Annotated in this window: 19 protein-coding genes; 6 read left to right on the top strand and 13 right to left on the bottom strand. The window is 56.0% G+C overall.

Annotation, left to right across the window (positions count from 1 at the left end):
- Positions 1-64: 64 nt before the first annotated feature.
- The 7 genes from N1689_RS00265 to proB form a co-directional block, all read right to left on the bottom strand.
- Positions 65-358: a hypothetical protein gene (locus tag N1689_RS00265; RefSeq protein WP_260057571.1), complete on the bottom strand. Its 294-nt coding sequence runs from the start codon at positions 356-358 to the stop codon at positions 65-67.
- On the bottom strand, positions 355-702 hold the full coding sequence (locus tag N1689_RS00260) for a hypothetical protein (protein ID WP_161734477.1): 348 nt from the start codon (positions 700-702) through the stop codon (positions 355-357). Before N1689_RS00260 ends, N1689_RS00265 begins: the two co-directional genes overlap by 4 nt.
- Positions 699-1,166, bottom strand: a complete 468-nt coding sequence (locus tag N1689_RS00255; protein ID WP_013356911.1) for a glycoside hydrolase family protein — start codon at positions 1,164-1,166, stop codon at positions 699-701. Before N1689_RS00255 ends, N1689_RS00260 begins: the two co-directional genes overlap by 4 nt.
- Before the next feature lie 204 nt (positions 1,167-1,370).
- Positions 1,371-1,649: a hypothetical protein gene (locus N1689_RS22075; protein ID WP_161734479.1), complete on the bottom strand. Its 279-nt coding sequence runs from the start codon at positions 1,647-1,649 to the stop codon at positions 1,371-1,373.
- Positions 1,650-2,072: 423 nt separating this feature from the next.
- Positions 2,073-2,804 (bottom strand): S24 family peptidase, encoded by a 732-nt coding sequence (locus tag N1689_RS00250; RefSeq protein ID WP_161734481.1) that lies wholly within the window; start codon positions 2,802-2,804, stop codon positions 2,073-2,075.
- Between the two features lie 360 nt (positions 2,805-3,164).
- A complete protein-coding gene (proA, locus tag N1689_RS00245; protein WP_161734483.1) occupies positions 3,165-4,418 on the bottom strand; it encodes a glutamate-5-semialdehyde dehydrogenase in 1,254 nt (417 codons plus the stop codon).
- A 10-nt stretch (positions 4,419-4,428) separates the two neighbouring features.
- Complete coding sequence (gene proB / locus N1689_RS00240) at positions 4,429-5,532, bottom strand: glutamate 5-kinase (protein WP_010255198.1); 1,104 nt, start codon at positions 5,530-5,532, stop codon at positions 4,429-4,431.
- Between the two features lie 238 nt (positions 5,533-5,770).
- Between proB and ompC the strand changes: the two genes are divergently transcribed.
- Positions 5,771-6,883 (top strand): porin OmpC, encoded by a 1,113-nt coding sequence (ompC, locus tag N1689_RS00235; RefSeq protein WP_161734485.1) that lies wholly within the window; start codon positions 5,771-5,773, stop codon positions 6,881-6,883.
- A 408-nt stretch (positions 6,884-7,291) separates the two neighbouring features.
- Here the strand turns inward: ompC and crl are convergent, their stop codons facing one another.
- The 3 genes from crl to gpt all read right to left on the bottom strand — a co-directional run bounded on the left by crl (position 7,292) and on the right by gpt (position 9,646).
- A complete protein-coding gene (gene crl, locus N1689_RS00230) occupies positions 7,292-7,693 on the bottom strand; it encodes a sigma factor-binding protein Crl (RefSeq protein WP_161734487.1) in 402 nt (133 codons plus the stop codon).
- A gap of 131 nt (positions 7,694-7,824) precedes the next feature.
- Positions 7,825-9,072, bottom strand: a complete 1,248-nt coding sequence (gene frsA, locus N1689_RS00225) for an esterase FrsA (RefSeq protein WP_222924471.1) — start codon at positions 9,070-9,072, stop codon at positions 7,825-7,827.
- Between the two features lie 115 nt (positions 9,073-9,187).
- Positions 9,188-9,646, bottom strand: coding sequence for a xanthine phosphoribosyltransferase (gpt, locus tag N1689_RS00220; RefSeq protein ID WP_003851171.1), 459 nt, complete (start codon positions 9,644-9,646; stop codon positions 9,188-9,190).
- 254 nt (positions 9,647-9,900) lie between these two features.
- Here gpt and pepD point away from each other — a divergent pair, with 254 nt between their 5' ends.
- The 4 genes from pepD (at position 9,901) to N1689_RS00200 (ending at position 15,215) form a co-directional block, all read left to right on the top strand.
- Entirely contained in the window at positions 9,901-11,358 is a 1,458-nt protein-coding gene (gene pepD / locus N1689_RS00215) for a beta-Ala-His dipeptidase (RefSeq protein WP_260057568.1), read from the top strand.
- 260 nt (positions 11,359-11,618) lie between these two features.
- The gene (locus N1689_RS00210) at positions 11,619-13,124 is read left to right on the top strand and encodes a sugar ABC transporter ATP-binding protein (RefSeq protein WP_260057567.1); all 1,506 of its coding nucleotides are present in this window, start codon (positions 11,619-11,621) and stop codon (positions 13,122-13,124) included.
- Positions 13,121-14,122 (top strand): ABC transporter permease, encoded by a 1,002-nt coding sequence (locus N1689_RS00205; protein ID WP_161734495.1) that lies wholly within the window; start codon positions 13,121-13,123, stop codon positions 14,120-14,122. Before N1689_RS00210 ends, N1689_RS00205 begins: the two co-directional genes overlap by 4 nt.
- Positions 14,123-14,147: 25 nt before the next feature.
- Positions 14,148-15,215: a sugar ABC transporter substrate-binding protein gene (locus tag N1689_RS00200; protein ID WP_260057566.1), complete on the top strand. Its 1,068-nt coding sequence runs from the start codon at positions 14,148-14,150 to the stop codon at positions 15,213-15,215.
- 36 nt (positions 15,216-15,251) lie between these two features.
- On the opposite strand, the gene dinB is transcribed toward N1689_RS00200, so the two are convergent.
- Positions 15,252-16,307 (bottom strand): DNA polymerase IV, encoded by a 1,056-nt coding sequence (gene dinB / locus N1689_RS00195; RefSeq protein ID WP_161734500.1) that lies wholly within the window; start codon positions 16,305-16,307, stop codon positions 15,252-15,254.
- 244 nt (positions 16,308-16,551) lie between these two features.
- Between dinB and dpaA the strand changes: the two genes are divergently transcribed.
- Positions 16,552-17,295, top strand: coding sequence for a peptidoglycan meso-diaminopimelic acid protein amidase (dpaA, locus tag N1689_RS00190; RefSeq protein ID WP_161734503.1), 744 nt, complete (start codon positions 16,552-16,554; stop codon positions 17,293-17,295).
- Here the strand turns inward: dpaA and N1689_RS00185 are convergent.
- Positions 17,266-18,033: a class II glutamine amidotransferase gene (locus N1689_RS00185; RefSeq protein WP_013356897.1), complete on the bottom strand. Its 768-nt coding sequence runs from the start codon at positions 18,031-18,033 to the stop codon at positions 17,266-17,268. The genes dpaA and N1689_RS00185 overlap by 30 nt on opposite strands.
- A 51-nt stretch (positions 18,034-18,084) precedes the next feature.
- Positions 18,085-18,663 (bottom strand): D-sedoheptulose 7-phosphate isomerase, encoded by a 579-nt coding sequence (gene lpcA / locus N1689_RS00180; protein ID WP_260057565.1) that lies wholly within the window; start codon positions 18,661-18,663, stop codon positions 18,085-18,087.
- Positions 18,664-18,902 lie beyond the last annotated feature (239 nt).

Genomic DNA, 18,902 nt, shown 5'->3' with positions numbered 1-18,902 from the left:
GTCATCGCCGTAGGTATAAAGAGGGGAAAAAAGTACGCAGGCAGAGTCGGTGATCGCCACCGGCTCAGGGTTTGTGGTATTTCGACTGCTGCAGCTTGTCGCGAGCAGCAGCGTCATCAAGGCTGTGGTTATTGGTCGCCACACGGTTAGCCTCCTCGCGGTTATGTTGTTGTTGCTGCGCCACCGCGCTGACGCGGGACGCCTCCTGTTGTGCGTTATCGACGTCAGATCGCGCTTTTTGCTGCACTTTGCCGATTTTCCTGCCGCCGAAATAAGTGGCGCCCAGTGCAGCAATAACGCCTGCCAGTGCAGCAAGCCAGTGCCAGCTGCCGCCCAGTAAGGTGGTAATCAGAGTCATGGTTTCGCTCCTTCAGCCTGCTCCTTCGCGTTGAGCAGGTTTTTCTGACGAACAAACTGTGCAATCACCCCCATCGCCACCATGAATGCGCCCACCAGCCCCAGGTAGTCGTGCGGCAGAATCGTTTTCACGTCCTCCGGCAGTACGCTCCAGGCATCAACGGCAGCAGAAGGAAACGACTGCGCCCAGGCGCTGAGCATCGAACCCAGTGACGCGAGCCAGACGGACCAGGTTTTGAAGAGGAGCCGGGCATGAGAGACAAACTGCAGGGTAGTGAAGCGCTGTAAGAGCAGCAGGATGACGATCGCCGCCAGCACGGCAACGAGAAACATAAGCCATCTCATAGCAGCCCCCTGTAAACCGCATAGGTTCCGCTGCGCATCATCTCCGCATGACGTCGGGCGCGGCCCGGTGTCTGGCGGGCCCAGAGGCTGTTCATCATCGCGTCAGCCGCTTCATTGAACTGTTCAGCCGCGATGGCGGTAAGCATGTTTTTAAACTGCATAACGCCTTCGACGCCCAATTGATACGTCATGCTCAGCAACACATCCGTTCGGGCGTCATTACACTTCGCCAGCGCATTACGCAGCAGATCCCTGCCCTGCATCTCCTGAACTTTGTTTTCAAGAATGCACTGCTTCCAGACGTCCCCGACGCGCCGCGGCACGCGGAAAGTGTAATTACTCAGTGATGCCCCCTTAGGTCCGATGCGGATACCGCCTGCCACCGTGGGAAAGCCCAGCGTGTCGAGGTAAGGCGTGTCGACATACCCCTCTTCAAAATTCAGCACTGCAATTATCTGGCTCATAACGACTCCTTAATGACGGGTTAAAGCAATTCACCATTGTGAAAAGAAATACATAACGCCTGCTGATCATTACCCGTTCAGGCGCAGCAAGAGGCCTTACTGACCCTGCAGCAAAACTGAACAGTAATTCAGCACATTGCGTCCAGTGAGAGCTGGAGATAACGAAGAGTTAGCCGGAACGGAAAAGCATGCTGTCTTCGCGCTTCAGCTCACGACGTAGAGATGAACGTGGGGAAGACAGCAATTGTCGAAACTGGGTGTTTCCTGACTGGTGACGCGGGGTGCGGTGATTGCGCGATCAACACGCGGGGCGACCTGACGCTGGCAGATTTGCTCTGCACGTCTCAGGACAGGGGGTTCAGTTGGAAAGTTAAGGGCCTGGTCGATGCTCTGAGTCAGGCTGCTGAGAGGTTGGCGCCGCCGATGGCGACGAGTACGTGCGTTGCCCACAAAAACGCTTTTGCCATAGTGAATTATCGCCATAACTCCTCCTGTGAATGAGTCTTTGGCGATGGGGTGGCAGGCGCGAGCTTTCGGTGATCCGAACGGGCCCGAATGACGTGTATCGCGCTCGCACGCTCGCCGCCCGGCTGCGTTAGCAGCCAGGTGGAAAGTAAGCGAGGGGGAAATAAACGGCATCTGACGACGCTGCATTTTGCGCATCCACCCCATCCCAAAGTTCACTGACTTTTGGGTGGTATGATTCGCGCTTGTGCAGCGCCTCAATTGTTTAAGAGCGGCTCATCCGTGAAAGAACTGGTTCGTTCATCCATATCCAAATTATTAACAGGTTCTTATGCTTTATCAAACACTGTTGGTTAATTTTTTATTTACCGCTGGTTAAATTTATGAATTTATGTCGATTATTTTTTTGCAGCCCGTCTGAGAAAGGCAGCAAAAGCGGCCTTAGCCGAGGATTTGATAGTGACGCGCCTGACTCATGATCACTTTTGCCAGGACCTTCAGGCTGGTGACGTCATCATGATTGAGATACCAGGTTTCATAGCGTTTATTGTCTGAAATCACAGCAATTTTCTTATGCTGCAGCTGCAGGCGCTTGAGATAGAGTTGCTCATCAAGGGTAAAAATGTAGATGCCATCACCGTCGAACATCCGCACGCTGATATCCACAAACAGCTGATCGCGCGGTGCAAAGGTGTCAGCCATAGAGTCGCTATTGATGGCAATTAACCGGATGTTCTCCGCCGGACGCCCATTGAACAGCACCCGCGCCTCATCCAGACCATATTCGATCGCCTGGATGGTCTCCACAAACTCATCACGCGCGGGCAGTCCCGCAGCACTTCGCTGCCCGATATCGAGGCTATCAACCCGAAACACATTCTTATGGCCGGTGAACGTGCTCAGCGTTACCGGGTCAGCGGGTTGATCCATACCGTATTGCAGCCACTCTACCCTGACTCCCAGCAGCTGACTGAGCGCCAGTAAATTGCCGCCATCAGGCACTGACTGCGCGTTAAACCACTTCCACACTCCCGGCGTTGAAATCTTGCAGCCTTGCTGCTGCAGGGCTCTGGCAACCTGTTTGTTTCGTCCATGTCCGGCAATGCCGGCACTCTCACAGGCCGCTATCAGCCTGGTGGTGAAAGCTTGTCTTGTACTTTCTTTTTTAACCATTAGTTAATAATCAGCCATAGAAGAGATACTGGATGTTATTTTCATTATTGCTACCAGTTCATTTTATATTACCGCTCGTTTACTACCTAACCGCTTTATCAAGCATTTCTAATTATCATTATCCGCTTCGGTCTGCATCTGAACAAAAAATATTGCCTCAGGCCGCATACAGCCCCGGCTTTCAGGAATGTTCCGTAAGAAATTGCGTAAAATTCAGCCAGCTTAACGGGCGACGGTGGCGGGATCGGAATGAAATTTAATCAGACAGAGAGAAAACTCTACCTTTCACTGGATCGAAAAAGCGGGCTAAAAAAAACGGGAGTCTCTGAAAGACTCCCGTTTTGTTAAAAATTATCGTCGTTATGACCTGAGTGTGTCGTCGCCCCAGGCAATCCATTTATAGGTGGTCAGCGCCTCTAATCCCATTGGCCCGCGTGCATGCAGTTTCTGGGTACTGACCGCCACTTCCGCACCCAGGCCAAACTGCCCACCATCGGTAAAGCGGGTGCTGGCGTTAACATAGACCGCGGAAGAGTCGACCTGACGGACAAAGCGCGCGGCGTTGCGGGTGTCGCGGGTCAGGATAGCATCCGAGTGCTGCGTGCCGTGCGTGCGGATGTGATCGATCGCCTCATCCATATCCGCCACTAATTTGACGTTAAGATCCAGCGACAGCCACTCATCATTGTACTGCTGTGGATTGACCTGTCTGACAGCCGCCGGACCCTGCTGCAGCTGCGCCAGCACGTTACTGTCCGCATGCAGCGCAATCCCTTCCTGCGCCATACGCGCGCTGAAGGCGGGCAGGAAGCGTTCGGCCATCGCCTGATTCACCAGCAGCGTTTCCAGCGAGTTACAGGCGCTGGGACGCTGTTTTTTGGCGTTAACGATCAAATCAAGAGCCGGTTCAATCTCCATCGTCTCATCAATGTAGATGTGACAGACGCCGATGCCGCCGGTAATCACCGGAATAGTGGAGTTTTCCCGGCACAGCTTGTGCAGCCCGGCTCCGCCACGCGGGATGAGCATATCGACGTAGCGATCCAGCTTCAGCAGCTGATTCACCAGCTCGCGATCCGGATTTTCAATCGCCTGTACGATAGCCTCCGGTAAACCGTGCTGCTGCAGCGCGTTCTGAATGACCCGGACGGTGGCCGCATTGGTGCGCCAGGTCTCTTTGCCACCGCGCAGTATGGCGGCGTTACCGGTTTTCAGGCACAGGCTGGCGACGTCCACCGTAACATTGGGACGCGCCTCGTAGATCACGGCCACCACCCCCAGCGGCACGCGACGGCGTTCAATGCGCAGACCGCTGTCGAGCTGACCGCCGTCGATTAACTGTCCCACCGGATCGGCCAACTGACAGACCTGGCGCACATCGCTGGCGATGCTGCTGAGGCGTTGCGGGTTGAGTGTCAGCCGATCTAACAATGCGGCGCTCATGCCGTTCTGACGCGCATCAGCTAAATCCAGCTCATTGGCTGCCAGAATGTCTGCGCTTTCCGCCTCAAGGCGATCGGCAATGGTCATCAGAACCTGATTCTTCTCAGCCGTCGACAAATCGGCCACGGTGTAAGCTGCGGCACGCGCCGCTTTTCCCATCTCTTCTAGCATTGTCCGCTCCTTAACTGACGATCATGTCGTCGCGGTGAACGGCCACCGGGCCATATTCGTATCCCAGAATTTCGCTGATCTGCTGGCTGTGATGACCGGCAATCATGCGCATCGCGTCGCTGTTGTAGCGAGAAACACCGTGAGCAATATCCCGGCCCTGCAGGCTGCGGATGCGGATCACTTCACCGCGCGAGAAATTCCCCTGAATAGCGCGAATGCCCTTGGGCAGCAACGAACTGCCGCGTTCAATGATGGCAGCCAGCGCACCGTCATCGACGGTGAGTTCGCCTGCCGGTGGCGCACCGAAGATCCAGCGTTTACGGTTCTCCAGCGGCGATTGCTGCGCATGAAAGCGCGTTCCAACCGGCTTGCCGTCAATCACATCACTGATCACACCGCTGCGACTGCCCGAGGCGATAATCACGTCTATTCCTGCCCGGCAGGCAACATCCGCCGCCTGAAGCTTGGTCGACATGCCGCCGGTGCCCAGGCCGGACACGCTGTCACCCGCGAGCGCGCGTAACGCATCATCAATCACATGGACATCGCTGATCAGCTCAGCTTCTGGATTGTTACGCGGATCGGCAGTGAACAGTCCCTGCTGATCGGTCAGCAGCAGCAGCTTGTCGGCACCGCCAAGCATCGCTGCCAGCGCCGAAAGATTGTCGTTGTCGCCCACTTTGATTTCGGCAGTCGCAACCGCATCGTTCTCGTTAATCACCGGCACAATGTGGTTATCCAGCAACGCGCGCAGCGTGTCGCGGGCATTAAGGAAACGTTCGCGATCTTCCATGTCAGCACGGGTCAGCAGCATCTGACCAATATGGATGCCGTAGATAGAGAATAACTGTTCCCACAGCTGAATCAGACGGCTCTGCCCCACCGCAGCCAGCAGCTGCTTTGAGGCGATGGTCGGTGGCAGTTCGGGGTAGCCCAGATGTTCGCGTCCTGCGGCCATTGCGCCAGACGTAACAATCACAATGCGGTGGCCGGCTGCGTGCTGCTGCGCGCACTGACGAACCAGTTCCACCATGTGCGCCCGATTTAACCGGCGAGAGCCGCCGGTAAGAACGCTGGTACCCAACTTGACCACTAAGGTCTGACTGCCACTCATATTTCCTGCCGTAGTGAAAAATTTTTACGAAAGGACGTTTTAACAGGAGTCGATACGGAAGCCAACAGCCAGCGGGGGAAAAGCACGAATTTACGCGGACAAGGCAGTAGACCAAAAGTTCAGCATTAACAAGAAATCCGGAAAAGTGTCATAAAAAGTTCATCACGGACGGGTAAAAAGTCGGTGTTTTACAAAAACTTTCATTTTTTTACGGCGTTCACATTGGGATTGATAGCAAATGAAGAAAAGCACACTGGCCATGATCGTCTCCACGCTGACGCTGGCTTCTGCCGCGCACGCTGCCGAAATCTATAACAAAGACGGCAATAAACTGGATTTATATGGCAAAGTTAAAGCTGAGCACTACATCAGCGATAATGCCAGCACAGACGGTGACAAGTCTTATACCCGTATCGGCTTTAAAGGCCAGACGCAGATTAATGACCTGATGACCGGTTACGGTCAGTGGGAATATCAGTACAACGTTAATAACTCTGAAGGCAGCGACGCCAATAACGGCAACAAAACCCGCCTTGGTTTTGCTGGCCTGAAATTCTCGCAGTATGGTTCGGTGGATTATGGCCGTAACTATGGCGTGCTGTATGACGTTGAAGCCTGGACAGACGTGTTCCCGGAATTCGGTGGTGATGGCACGGCACGCTCTGATAACTTTATGACCCAGCGCGCCACCGGCGTCGCGACTTACCGCAATAACAACTTCTTTGGTCTGGTCGATGGCCTGAAATTTGCACTGCAGTATCAGGGCAAGAACGACGCCACCAGCGCCAACAGCCGCACCGATATTAACCGCCAGAACGGCGACGGCTATGGTGCTTCACTGGGCTACGCGCTGGGTGATAGCGGCGTGAGCCTGATGGGTGCCATCACCTCATCTGATCGCACCAACCAGCAGCAGGCGCGCGCCTATGGCGGCGGTGACCGTGCAGATTCCTGGGGCGCAGGCGTGAAGTATGATGCCAACAGCGTTTACCTGGCGGCGATTTACACCGATACCCGCAACATGACGCCAATCAGCGGCACCAACCGTAATACCGGCGCTGCCGTCGCGGGCGCAGCCAACAAAGCGCAGAATATCGAACTGGTGGCGCAGTATCAGTTTGATTTCGGCCTGCGTCCTTCTATTGGTTATGTGCAGACTAAAGGCAAGGATATCGAAAACGGTATCGGCGATGCGGATCTGGTGAAATATATCGATGTGGGTGCAACCTACTACTTCAACAAAAACATGTCCGCCTTCGTGGATTACAAAATCAACCAGCTGGATGATGACAACGCGCTGTCGATCAACAACGACGACATTGTGGCGATGGGTGTGACTTACCAGTTCTGATGTCAGGCTCATGCCGCATAGCATGAGCGACAGAATTTGTGAGCATCGAAAAGGGCGAGTTTTTCAACTCGCCCTTTTGTTATTTCAACCATCTGGCCCGGTTTGCTGTGAGATCGAGCCCGCTCAGGTAATCGGGTCAGAACGGAAAGGCGATTACGCCAATCCATGGCCGCTCGGCCCGCGCGATTACGCACCTCATCCCTGAGGTGCGCCCGTTGCCGGGCCAACGCTCTGCGTTGTTCAAAAACGCTCCCGGCGTTTTTGTCCCTGCCGCGGGACGCTTTCCTTTTCTGACCCGATTACCTGCGCGTTGAGCTTATTCGTTGCTGCCAGATTCACCCTGATTGAGAGTTGTCAGCAGTTTGTGGGCGAGCGTTTTAACTCACCCTTTTATCGCTAAACACCCTATCAGGCGCTCAGCTTCACCGGTTTCTCATCGAAATCACTGGCCGGGATAAGGTCCAGATCTAACTCCTTCAGCATCGCCTTCAGGCGGGTATGGAAATTCCGTAAGGTCTCTTCCACGCGCGCCGTGTTCTCTTTGCCCTTGATGGTTGCCACCGACCAGTCACCCTCTTTATCGAACAGACCGATATGGTAGACATAGGTAAAGTGGTCAGCCTGCGCTTCCAGCTCCATCCACCAGCCCCAGAACTCACGAAGTTCCGGTGCCGGTTTCACATTGACGCAGGCAGCCAGACAGTCGAAGAAGAACCGGGTTTCGTCACATTTCCCATCGCGAATATAAGGCCCAAGCTCGGTAAAACGCTTAAGCAGGCGACTGCGGGGATGACCACTTGGTAACGTCATGCTGATTCTCCATAGGTTTTGACCGCTATACAGCCCTGATTTCCGGGCGGCCTGATTACGTCATAAGCCTTTATAGGGCAGCCCGGAAGAATTCCGCTACTAGTTGTAGCAAATACTGTAAATTTTGCCAGTTACCTTTTTAAACGCTTCTCCAGCCAGTCGCAAATCTCATTCAGCGCTTTATCGAAGCTGGCCATCATCGGCTTCACCGGAATCAGCAACGCTTTGCCGTCAGACGACGAGTTAGCGATCAGCTTGCTCTCCTCTTCCGGGCTGAAGAGATCGTTCTGCCAGTAGCCCGACAGCATCGGCGTCGGCGTCCGGCGGCCCAGCAATCCCTGAGTTTTAAGCGAATAGCGATTGAGTTCGGTGCGCAGCGCGCTGTCGGAAGCGGTCGCCATGCCTAACCGGCTGGCCAGCATATCCATGTACATATCCGGGATCTCATCCTGCAACGCCGTCTGCGTCAGCAGCGCATGCACAATCGGGCCAAGACAGGCGACGCCGCGCAGCCGCTGCGATTCCAGATAGGCCAGCCGCACCGCCACGTTCGCGCCAAAGCGATAGCCAAACGCCGCCACGCGGGTGTGGTCAACCCAGGGCACATTTTTCAGATCGCGGAGCACCTGCTGATGCAGAAAACTGGTGTCCTGATTCAGCGTCCATTTCACCGAGTTACCCACCGACGGCACATCAATGGTCAGCATCGCAATGCCGCGCGGGGCGAGATAGTCATGGAACAGACGGTAATGATCGCTCTGTAACGAGTCGAGCGCGCCGCAGAACAGCACGGTGGGATAAGGCGCTTCAACATCCGGCGGTATGTGCAGAAAGCCGCTGACCGGGCTGCCGCCCGTGATGGCAAACGTCAGGGATTTCAGTTCGCCTGGCAACCGCTGAGTGGCCTCTTCATAGGCGCGGTTGGCCAGCGTCTGTGCCTGGTCAGCCAGCTCATCGCCTTTTATATAGGGATAAGCGGCAACGCTATAAAGGTGCGCCGCGTGCAGCCAGTAGTCGCCCGCCTCACTGTCTTCGGTCGCCTCCAGCGCCTTCTGCTGCCAGATGCCTGCCTGTCTGCACCATTCAAAATGCCAGTTGCCGCCGCGGAAACCAATCACCGTGTCGAGCAGCATCTCATCAGTATGTTCAACGTTGCTGATGGCGATACGCGCCAGCACTTCACTGATCTCCTGCGGCGTCAGGCCGCGCCATGTCCACATCAGCTTATTCAGCATGCGATACCAGCCACGCTGGCTATCACCGTCCAGGGCTGAGTGGACATCCGGGGTAGCGTGATGCTGGCGGCGAACCAGGGAAGAGGTTTCAGGATGCTTAAAGCGCGGCTTGAATAGCTCCTCGCTGAGATTTTTGCTCGACATACTCACTTCTCCTGCAACAAAACGGCGATGGCTAAGTGTACTGTACGCCAATTCGGGGTGCGAGGCTCAGAAAGCACAACGCCCGGAAAACCGGGCGTTGTCTGATGTGTATCAATCAGTTTTTTACAATCGGCGGGATGTAGACCACACCCATATCCCACGGCTGCTCAATCCAGGTATCCTGCGGAATATCGACGATATAATCATCAACCAGTGAGCGACCAGCCGGTTTCGCGAAAATGGTGCAGAAACGCGCTTTCGGGTACATCTCGCGGATCGCCTGAGCGGTGCCGCCGGTGTCTACCAGGTCATCGATCACGATAAAGCCTTCACCGTCGCCTTCTGCGCGCTTCAGCACTTTCATTTCGCGCTGATGATCGTGGTCATAGCTGGAGATGCAGACGGTATCAACGTAGCGGATACCCAGTTCACGTGCCAGCAGCGAAGCCGGTACCAGACCGCCGCGGCTCACCGCGATAATGCCTGTCCACTGCTCAACAGGCAGCAGGCGCTGGGCCAGTTTACGGGCATGAATCTGAAGCATGTCCCAGGTAACGACGTATTTTTCGCTCATAGAATAGAAATCCCAGCCAACCGAAGTGGCGTAAAAATGTGCAACGGGGAAAAGGTTGCGCGAGATTATAAGGAGTTGACGCACTAAAAACCAGCACCCGCGCGCTGGTTGCGGCTTTTTAGCGCGTCTGAGAGCGCACCCGGTAAAAAACAGTGATATTCTCAGGCCTGGCTCGTCAGATTCTCTGACGGCGATTTTTCACTGGAAACTCGCGATGTCCGGCCTCGCCGGTACACTGACACAGGAGACCTGTCGTGTCTGAATTGTCTCAACTCTCTCCACAGCCACTGTGGGATATTTTCGCTAAGATCTGCTCGATTCCCCATCCCTCTTTTCACGAAGAAGCGCTGGCGAACTACATCACCGGCTGGGCTAAAGAGCAGGGCTTCTGGTGTGAGCGCGATCAGGTCGGCAACATCCTGATTCGTAAGCCCGCCACCGCAGGTATGGAAAACCGTACTCCGGTTGCGCTGCAGGCGCATCTGGACATGGTGCCGCAGAAAAATAACGACACCGTTCATGACTTCACCAAAGATCCGATTCAGCCCTGGATTGACGGCGAGTGGGTAAAAGCGCGCGGCACCACGCTGGGCGCGGACAACGGCATCGGTATGGCTTCTGCGCTGGCGGTACTGGCTGACAACAGCCTGACGCATGGCCCGCTGGAAGTGCTGCTGACCATGACCGAAGAGACCGGCATGGATGGCGCTTTCGGTCTGCAACCCAACTGGCTGCAGGCTGAAATCCTGATCAACACCGACTCCGAAGAAGAAGGTGAGATCTACATGGGTTGTGCAGGCGGTATCGACTTCGTCTCTACCCTGCCGCTGACCCGTGAAACCCTGCCTGCTGAGTTCCAGACCCTGAAGCTGACGCTGAAAGGACTGCGTGGCGGTCACTCCGGCGCTGATATTCATATGGGCCTCGGCAACGCCAACAAACTGCTGGCGCGCTTCCTGGCGGCACACGCGGCTGATCTGGATCTGCGTCTGCTGGCGTTCAGCGGCGGTACGCTGCGCAACGCAATTCCGCGTGAAGCCTTTGCCACCGTGGCGGTCGAGAGCCACAAAGCGGATGCGCTGAAATCCGCGGCGGCGCACTTCCTTAGCGCCATCAAAAACGAGCACGGCATTAAAGAGCCAAACATCGCTCTGGTCACCGAGCCGCTGGCGCATCAGGGTGATGCCCTGAGCACAGACAGCCGCGATCGCTTCCTGAACCTGCTGAACAGCACGCCAAACGGCGTGATCCGCAATTCAGACGTGGCGAAAGGCGTGGTCGAAACCTCACTGAATATCGGTGTGGTGACGATGGAAAACGATCACGCAGAGATCAACTGCCTGATCCGTTCGCTGATCGACACCGGCCGCGATTATGTGGTGCAGATGCTGACCTCGCTGGGCCAGCTGGCTGGCGCGCAGACCAAAGCGAAAGGCGGCTACCCAGGCTGGCAGCCGGATGCGGACTCCGCCATCATGGCGCTGACCCGTCAGACCTATATCGCGCTGTTTGATAAGACCCCGAACATTCAGGTGATTCACGCCGGTCTGGAGTGTGGTCTGTTCAAAAAGCCTTATCCGGATATGGATATGGTCTCGATTGGGCCGACCATCACCGGGCCGCACTCGCCGGATGAGCAGGTTCACATCGAAAGCGTTGGTCTTTACTGGAAACTGCTGACCACCCTGCTGAATGTGGTGCCAGAAAAGTAATTCTGTCACAAAAAAAGTCAACCAGGCTCCGGCCTGGTTTTTTTATGCCTGTCATTCACGCCCAGCATAATCCGCTGCCTTTTCCGCGCTTTACCCCGCTATTCCGCCACGTTCCCGCGGTTCGCTGGTCACAGCCGCCATTATGTCCGGATGTCTGGATGGCTAATAAGATTTCGTGCTAGCTTATGCGCTTTCGGCTGTTGCCGCGCCTGAATGTTCAGGAAAAAATGCGGCCAGTGTTTCTTCAGGAGAGTAATGACATGCCAGGGTTAAACCGCCTTGAGATGCGTAACATCTCCATCGCTTTTGGCGGGTTTGCCGCGCTATCGTCGGTGGATTTCCGCAGTGACGGCCATTCAGTCCATGCGCTGACCGGCGCGAACGGCGCGGGGAAGTCAACGCTGATGGCGATCCTGTCCGGCGCGCATAGCCACTACAGCGGCGAGATCCTGCTGGATGGTGAGCCGGTCTCCATCCGCACGCCGCGTGATGCAAAACAGCTGGGTATCCATCTGGTTCAGCAGGAAGTGGATGTCGCCCTGGTGCCGCAGCTCAGCGTGGCGGAAAACATTCTGCTGGATCGGCTGGCAGAACCAGGCCACCGCTATCGCTGGGGCGAGATCCGCCGTCAGGCTCAGGCCTTGCTGACGCAGCTCGACGTGGCACTGGACGTCAACCGACTGGTGGAGCGCTGCACCCTGGCGGAAAAACAGCAAATTCTGCTGGCGCGGGCGCTGTCGCACCACTGCCGCTTCCTGATTCTGGATGAACCCACCGCCCCGCTGGATCAGCACGAAAGCGAGCGGCTGTTTGCCGTGGTGCGTCGTCTGCAGGCCAGTGGGATCGGCGTAGTGTTTATCTCTCACCGCATCCATGAACTAAAAGCCATCTGCGACCAGCTGACGGTGCTGCGTGATGGCCGCCTGATTGAAACCGGCCCGATGGCGGCGCTGAGCGGCGAACAGATCGTGGAGAAGATGCTGGGCCATCAGCTCACCGATATCTTCCCGGCCCGCCGTGCACAACAGGCACAACCACTGCTGCTGGCGGTAGAAGGCCTTCACGATGAACAGCTGCTGCAGGATATCTCGCTAAGGCTGCACAAAGGCGAAATTCTGGGCATCGCCGGTCTGGCCGGTGCGGGCAAAACCGAACTCTGCAAAGCCCTGTTTGGTGCCAGCAAAAGCCGCGTCAGTCGCGGGGAACTGCATGGTCAGCCGTGGCAGCCCCGCTCGCCGTACGACTCCGTCAGTCGCCGCATGGCGCTGGTGCCGGAAGAACGGCGCAAAGAGGGGATCTTTATTGATGAGTCGGTCGCGATGAACCTCAGCGTCAGCGCGGACGACAGCTTTTCGCGCTGGAGCCTGTTCGGGCATCGTCAGGCGTGGCGCTGGGCTGAGCAGGTTATCCAGCAGTTGCAGGTACGCACCACTGGCCCGGCACAGACACTGCGGCGTCTCTCCGGCGGCAACCAGCAGAAAGTGGCCATTGGCAAATGGCTGCGCAACAACGCTGATGTGCTGATTTTTGATGAGCCGACCAAAGGCGTGGATATCAAAGCCAAAACCGAGCTGTTCACCCTGATCGATAACCTGGCGCGCGAAGGGAAAGGCATTATCTACGCGTCGGGGGAATTTTCTGAACTGGTCGGCTTATGCGACCGGATTTGCGTGCTCTGGGATGGACGCATTGTGGCCGAGCTGGCTGCACGCGACGTGACCGAAGAGACGCTTTTGCTCTATTCCACCGGAGGAACCCCTGCGTGAGCAGTAAAGAAACCCGCCTGAACCTGACCCCCTCGCCGTGGCGTCACCAGTTGTTCGACTTTCTCTATAAATGGGGCATGTTGCTTACGGTGGTGCTCCTGATCGCTGCCTTTGGCCTGGCCTCCGACAGCTTCCTTGAACCCAACAACATCATCAACATTCTGCGCTCGATTGCGATTGTTACGGTGATTGCGATCGGCGTGTCCATCTCCCTGACGGTTGGCGGCTTTGATCTGTCGGTCGGCTCGACCGCCTCGCTCGCCAATGCCTTAGTGATTTCGCTGTTTGTCTGGTACGGCTTCGGCACGACCACCGCCATCCTGCTCACCCTGGCGCTCTGCACCCTGGTCGGGCTGTTTAACGCCTTCCTGATTGTGATCCTGCGCATTCCCGACATGCTGGCGACGCTGGCAACCCTGTTTGTGATTCAGGGTGTGGCAATGACCTACAGCTTTGGCGGGTCGATCACCGAGAATATGGTGCTGCCGAGCGGTGATATGGCAGAAGGCACCATTCCAGCGACGTTTGGCCTGCTCGGCCAGGTGCCGACCATCGTCATCATTATGCTGGTGGTGACCGTCGCCGCACAGCTGGCGCTGTCGCTGACTAAACATGGTCGCCGGATGTATGCGCTGGGCGGTAATCCGGAAGCGGCGCGCCTCTCCGGCATCCGCACCACCCGCTACCGGGTGCTGGCTTATGTGATTGCCTCTCTGCTGGCCGGTCTGGGCGGCATCCTGCTCGCCTCGCGTATCGGTTCATCGCAGGTCAACGCCGGAAGCGGCTATCTGATGGATGCGGTCGCGGCGGCGTGGATTGGCTTCTCGCTGGCCGGCTCCGGCAAGCCCAACGCGCTGGGCACGCTGGTTGGCGCGGTCATCCTCGGCGTGCTGCAGAACGGCCTGGTCATGCTCTCTGTGCCCTATTACGCCATGGACATTATTAAAGGGCTGGTGCTGGCGTTAGCATTGGCGATCACCTATATCCAGCGCCGCTGAGGCGCGTTTACCGGAGTTGATAACAATGCAAAAAATAACACTCTCGCTACTGGCCCTGAGCCTGCTGAACGCCAGCGCCGCCTTCGCAGACACCGTCACCCCGGTGCCTGCGGCAATCGCCAGCCATGATGGCCCGATTCGCATTGCGGTGATCCGCAATCTCGGCTCCGATGACAACACCACCCAGTTTGTTGCCGGTGCCATTCAGCAGGGTCGCCAGCTGGGCTTTAAAGTCAGCACCTTTCTCAGCAACGGCGACGATGCGCGCTTCCAGGATTTCGTAAATCAGGCGATCAGCCAGAAATATGACGGCATCGTGCTGTCGCACGGTAAAGCGCCTTACGCCAGCGGACTGGTGAAGCGTATTGCCGATGCCGGTATCAGACTATCCGTGTTTGATACCCCGGTGGATAATCCGATTCCGGGCGTCACCGTCACCGCGCAGGATGATGCTTCACTGGCACAGCTGTCGCTTGGCCAGCTTATTCACGATTTCAACGGCAAGGCGAATATCGTCAAGCTGTGGGTCGCCGGTTTCCCGCCGATGGAGCGCCGTCAGGTGGTGTATGAAAAACTGCTGAAAGAGAATCCGGGCATTCATCAGCTGGAGTCGATTGGCGCAGTGTCGACGGATGTTCAGGGCGATACGGCCAACAAGATTGGTGCGATTCTGGCGAAATACCCGAAAGGCAAAATCGACGCGATCTGGGGTGCGTGGGATGCCTTCAGCCAGGGCGCTTACAAAGCGCTGCAGGAGAATGGCCGTACTGAGATCAAGCTCTACAGCATCGATGTCTCGAACCAGGATTTGCAGCTGATGCGCGAGAAAAACAGCCCGTGGGTGCAGACGGTGGCGGTCGATCCTAAAACCATCGGCGCGGTGAATATGCGTCTGGTCGCGAAGAAGATTGCCGGTGAAGAGACACCAGCGACTTACCAGTTTAAAGCCGCGTCAATCTCTCAGCAGCAGCTCAACAGTCAGCCTGGCGCGGTGAACGTTGCATCGCTGAACAGGATTATTCCGGGCTGGGGCAGCAATGAGGATTTCGTTGCCCCGTGGTTTGCGACTCTGGCGGCGAAATATAAGAAGTAATCGGAGGTCAGCCTCATCGGGCGGTGAGGCTGATCGTTACAGACCCAGCAGCAGCTGACGCTCCAGCTGGGGATCCACCATGGTGACATGCAGTCCCACCAGCCGCACGCCACGCCCGGCACGACGCTCATCCCAGGTTTTCCGGGCGATGGCAATCATGTCCTCTTTATTCAGTACCGGCCAGATATGCTCCTGGGTCGTCTGCTGGAAATCGCTGAATTTCAGTTTCACGCCCTGCCGCGCCACCTGTTTGTCAGGTCGTATCTGCGTCAGCCGGCGATCCAGTTCAGCATAGAGAAAGTCGATAATCTCCAGGCAGGCGTCCCAGTCGCTGATATCTTCTGCCAGCGTGCGTTCCACCCCCAGCGATTTACGCTCGCGCTCGACGATAACTTCGCGATCGTCAATGCCGTTACTGCGCTCCCACAGCACCCGGCCAAACTTTCCAAAGCGCTTCAGCAGCAGCGCTAAATCTGCCTTCTGCACGTCGCCACAGGTGACCAGCCCCATCTCCTCCAGCTTTTTGGCCGAGACCTTGCCGACGCCTGGAATTTTCGCCAGCGGCAGGGTCAGCAGAAAACCGGCCATCTCTGGCGGGGTAATCACATACTGTCCGTCCGGCTTATTCAGATCCGAGGCGATCTTTGCCAGAAACTTAATCGGCGCGATACCCGCTGACGCGGTAAGCCCGGTTTCACGGTAGATGGTGGCGCGGATCGCCTGCGCCATTAGCGTGGCGGAGCCGTGACAGTGCGGACTGTCGGTGACATCCAGATAGGCTTCATCGAGGGAGAGCGGTTCGATCAGCGGCGTGTAGCGGGTAAAGATATCGCGAATTTGTGCGGAGGCTTCTTTATAGGCGTCGAAACGGCCTGGCAGCAGACGCAGATGCGGACATAACTTAAGTGCCATGCCGGTTGGCATGGCACTGCGCACGCCAAATTTGCGGGCCGGATAGTTAGCGGTGCTGATCACGCCGCGGCGTTCGCGGCTGCCACCAATAGCGATCGGGATATCGCGCAGCTGGGGATTATCACGCATCTCCACCGCGGCATAGAAGCAGTCCATATCGACATGAATGATTTTACGCATACCCCCTCCGGCACTGGATAAGTATACAGTTGGCAGGGGTAACTGCAATATTTGTCGCGCCCACAATTAAAGTTTACAAATTTGTGGCCGAATATCTTTCAGTAAATCGCGAATCTGGCTGTCGGCGTCTTGCTAAAAAAACAGACAATGTTTAATGTTGCGCTGCGGTAGCGGACAGTTCCGATAATGCAAACAAAGACGCACATTTTGCGTCATGTTCTCTTCACCTCAAGGTATACACAGCATGGGCAAAATCGCACTCCTGTTTGCGATGATTTTACTGCCAGCCCTCAGCATGGCAATGACACCCGAACCCGTCTCAGCGGCACCGGTCAGCAAAGAATTAAAGAAGCAGTTACTCGGTACCCCGGTCTATATCCAGATTTTCAAGGAAGAACGCACGCTCGAACTCTACGGCAAAATCGGTAATGAATTCCGCCTGCTGGATACCTATCGCATCTGTAACTTTTCTGGCGGCCTCGGCCCGAAACGTCGTGAAGGCGATTTCAAAAGCCCGGAAGGTTTTTACAACGTGAAGCTGAATCAGCTGAAGCCGGACAGCCGGTTTTATCGCGCGATTAATATTGGCTTTCCGAATCAGTACGATCGTAATCAGGGCTATAGCGGCAACTACCTGATGATTCATGGCGACTGTAAGTCGATTGGCTGCTATGCCATGACCAACGCCTATATGGATGAGATTTTTACTTATGTGAACGCGGCGCTGCGTAACGGCCAGCAGGATGTCAGCATCAGCATCTATCCGTTCCGCATGACCGACAGCAACATGCAGCGTCACCGCTACTCCAGCGATGCCAGTTTCTGGCAACAGTTGCAGCCGGGCTATGCGTACTTTGCGAAATATCACCAGCCGCCGATGGTCAATGTCGCCAGCGGGAAATATGTGATGAACAGCAGCCCGGCACCGGTGTTAGCCAGTCCCGAAGCCGCTTCACGTTCATTCCTGGCGCTCTCCAAGGCAGAATAACGCCCATTCACCTGGCGCAATCCGTTGCCAGGTTTCATTGGCCGTCAGTGGCTGCGTAGCAATCACCGTCACCACGTCATGCGGCGTGGTGTGCTGCTGAAAATCAACCTCCACATCCTGATCCAGTAACTGCGCCCGGCCAAACGGTGCCCGGCGGGTTATCCAGAACAGGTTGGTGGAGCAGAAGGCCATCAGATAGCGGCCATCTGACAGCAGCATGTTAAACACGCCCTTCTGCCGTAACGAACCGGCCAGCTCTCCGATAAAACGAAACACCGCAGGCCAGTTGCCCGGCGTGCGTGGATAGCGTGTCGCCAGCTGATGCAGGATCCAGCAGAACGCCTTCTCACTGTCCGTTTCGCCCACGGGCCGGAATGTACCGGTCTCCAGTTGACGATAGCCTTTAAGCTGACCGTTGTGCGCGTAGGTCCAGTTTCGGCCCCACAGCTCGCGGGTAAACGGGTGGGTGTTTTCCAGCGACACCTGACCACGATTCGCCTGGCGGATGTGCGCCACCACCGAATGTGATTTGATCGGATACTCCTGCACCAGACGCGCAATCGGCGAGTTAAAGCTCGGCAGCGGATCTTTAAACGTACGACAACCTTTATCTTCGTAAAAGGTAATGCCCCAGCCATCTTTGTGAGGCCCGGTTCCACCGCCCCGCTGAACCAGTCCGGTAAAGCTGAAACAGATATCCGTGGGAACATTGGCGCTCATCCCGAGCAATTCGCACATAGCCACCACCTCTGATTTTGCGGCCTCCCGTCAGGCAGGAGGCCAGCGCAGTTATTTCACCATCTCTTTTTCGATCAGCAGCATCAGGATGTGGATCACTTTAATGTGGATCTCCTGGATGCGATCGGCATAACCAAAGTGCGGCACGCGGATTTCAATATCGGCACTGCCTGCCATCTTACCGCCATCTTTACCGGTCAGGGTGATCACTTTCATCCCCTGCGCACGCGCAGCTTCAATCGCTTTAATAATATTGGCAGAGTTGCCGGAGGTTGAGAGGCCCAGCAACACATCGCCTGGTCGTCCTACCGCTTCCACATAGCGCGAAAAGACATAGTCATAACCAAAGTCATTACTGACGCAGGAGAGATGGCTGACATCAGAGATAGCAATCGCCGGATAGCCAGGACGATTTTCACGGTAGCGACCGGTCAGCTCTTCGGCGAAATGCATCGCATCACAATGTGAACCGCCGTTACCGCAGGAAAGCACCTTGCCGCCCGCCTTGAAACTGTCAGCCAGCAGCACCGCAGCACGTTGAATCGCATGAATATTGGCGTCATAGCTGAGGAATTTAGTCAGCGTATCAGCAGCTTCATTAAGCTCAGAGCGGATGATGTCCTGGTACATAGGGATGTCCTTTTTTAGGAGAGGTTAATCGCAGCAAGTTTAACGGAATGGCCGGTCAGCGCAAAGCGTCATGCCATGTCCGGCCAGATAGTGGCGGCGATGATCATTGCCACAGTTGATGCAAAAATGGGCTAAAAACGGTTTTTGTGAGGCAGGTTGTAATTGCGATGTAAACAAATTGATAAATCCCTTCAACTACTCTAAACCTCTCTACATAACAGGTCAGACCTCTTACTACT

The organism is Pantoea sp. XY16, assembly GCF_025153065.1.
Taxonomy (GTDB): Bacteria; Pseudomonadota; Gammaproteobacteria; order Enterobacterales; family Enterobacteriaceae; genus Pantoea; species Pantoea alfalfae.
Note: the sequence above shows the minus strand (reverse complement) of the source record. Positions and strands in the feature narration are given on the sequence as shown.